At 73.7% G+C, this 2,285-nt stretch carries 2 protein-coding genes; both read left to right on the forward strand.

What is annotated here, in order from left to right; genetic code table 11:
- Nucleotides 1-341: 341 nt before the first annotated feature.
- On the forward strand, nucleotides 342-1,142 hold the full coding sequence (locus ACFWEP_RS34160; RefSeq protein ID WP_387376128.1) for an IclR family transcriptional regulator: 801 nt from the start codon (nucleotides 342-344) through the stop codon (nucleotides 1,140-1,142).
- Between the two features lie 118 nt (nucleotides 1,143-1,260).
- Nucleotides 1,261-2,285: OPT/YSL family transporter (locus ACFWEP_RS34165; protein WP_387376130.1), on the forward strand; the 1,025-nt coding region annotated here is incomplete at its 3' end.

The raw sequence follows: 2,285 nt of genomic DNA on the forward strand, positions 1-2,285 counted from the left end.
GCACCCCGCCCCCCCCCCCCCGCCGGCTCCCCCCGCACCCCGGGCGGGGGCGCGGACCAGCGGTCGGGGCCCGCCCCCCCAGGCGGGCCCCGCACCGCTGTGCTGTCCGACGAGCCGGTCGTACCGGCCGTACGGGACGGCCCCCCGCACCGCTCCCTCCTTCCGTCCGCCGTCATTGCGTCCCCCCTTTCGGCAGGTCGGAGCCGTAGGGCGAATGTTCGGCAACCCCTTGACACCCGCTGGGCGCGCCCGCATCCTTTCGCCAGAAATCGCAACGGCGTTGCGATTTCCGCACCGCTGAAGACATGCGACACGCGACGGACGCAGGAGGGGTCGGCACCATGACGGAGCACGGCACGAGCACCAGTAACCCGGCAGCAGCCGGGCCGCAGACCGGCGGGGTCCTGCAGACCGTGGACCGGGCCCTGCTCGTCCTGCTCACCTTCAGCGTGCAGCGGCCCGAGTGGGGCGTCAGCGAACTGGCCCGCCACCACGGCTGGGACAAGGCAGTCGTGCAGCGGCTGCTCACCACCCTGACCGCGCGCGCCTTCCTGGTCTGCGACGAGACGACCCGTCGCTACCGGCCGGGCCCCGCCCTCTCCCGACTGGCGAGAGTCGGGGAGCACAGTGGGGTGCTCCCCTCGCTGGCCCGGCCCGTCCTCGCCCGGCTGCTCCGCGAGACGGGCGAGAGCATCGTTCTCAACGTCCCGCACGGCGGCAGCTACCGTTGCGAGGCCGCCGTCGACGGAACGGGGCCGGTCCGCTACACCGCCATCATCGGCGCGGTCATGCCCGGCCACGCCGGTGCTTCCGGCCACGCCATCTTCGCGTACCACCCCGAACGCGCGGTGCGGCAGATGTTCGGCGCCACCGGGCTGACCCGTTTCAACGACCGCACCATCACCGATCTCGACGTCCTGCTCACCTGCTACGCCCAGGTCCGCGCGGACGGTCACAGCGTCAGCCACGGCGAGTACGACGAGGCCGTCACGGCGGTCGCCGCGCCCGTCTTCCAGGGAAGCGACGTGCCCGCCTCGCTGACCGTCATCGGCCCCTCCCACCGTGTGGACCGGGCTCTCGACACCCTCGTGCCCCTGGTACGTGCCGGAGCTGCGGAGATCACCGAGGCCCTCGGCGGATGAACCGCCTGCCGGCCCAGCCACCGGCCGGCACCGCACCCGCACACCGCCGTCACGGCCGCGGCCCGCCGCCGCGCGTACCTCCGGCCTTCCCCGTCCCAGCCACCGAAGGGGTGCCCCCATGGCGCACCACGTCTCCACCCAGCACACGGCCCAGCCACCGGGACCCGGCCCCCGGACCGGCAACGGCGTCGGCGCCGACGAGATCCGGTCCCATCCGCGGGTCATGGAACCCGCGCTGCTGGTGATCCTGGTGGTCCTCTCCGCCGTGGGCGCCGTCATCGGCATCGACCTCGTCTCCAAGCTCGGGATATCCGCCAACACCTCCGTGGTCGGCGCCCTGGTGGCGATGCTCATCGGCCGGATACCGCTGGGCTTCCTGCGCCGGATGCGTTCCGTGCACCGGCAGAACCTCGCCCAGAGCGCCATCTCCGCCGCGACCTTCGCCTCCGCGAACGCACTGCTGACCTCGGTGGCCGTGCCCTACGCCTTCGGGCACAAGGACCTGGTCTGGCCGATGCTCGCCGGGTCCTTCGTCGGCCTGGTGGTGGACGCCTGGGTGCTCTACCGAGCCTTCGGTTCCCGGCTGCTGCCCGCCGACGCCGCCTGGCCTCCCGGCACTGCCGCGGCCGAGACCATCAAGGCGGGCGACCGGGGCGGGCGCCGGGCGCTCGTCCTCGCCGGGGGTACCGTGGTCGGCCTGGCCGGAACGCTCTTCAGCCTCCCGCTCTCCGCGGCCGGCGTCGCCTTCCTGGGCAACGTCTGGGCCCTGCTGATGTTCGGCATCGGCCTGATGCTGCGCCAGTACAGCCCCGACCTCTTCGACACGGACCTGGGTGCCGGATACATTCCGCACGGCGTCATGGTCGGTGCGGGAATCGTGGCGCTCGGCCAGGCCGTTCACCTGCTCCTCGGCCGGCGCGCACGCGGACAGCGGGCGTCGCGGGAAGCACCGGCCGCCCCCGCCGCGAGCACGCAGGCTCCCCCGCAGGACCCGTCCACCGCCCCCACCGTGGACGAGCGCGCCCTTCGGCTCTCGCTGGTCCGGGGGTACGCGCTGTTCACCGGCGGCGCGGCGCTCCTGGCCGTCCTCGGCGGACTGGTCGGCGACATGAGCCCGCTGGGCATCGTCGGCTGGGTGCTCTT

The organism is Streptomyces sp. NPDC060198 (assembly GCF_042728415.1).
Lineage (GTDB): Bacteria > Actinomycetota > Actinomycetes > Streptomycetales > Streptomycetaceae > Streptomyces.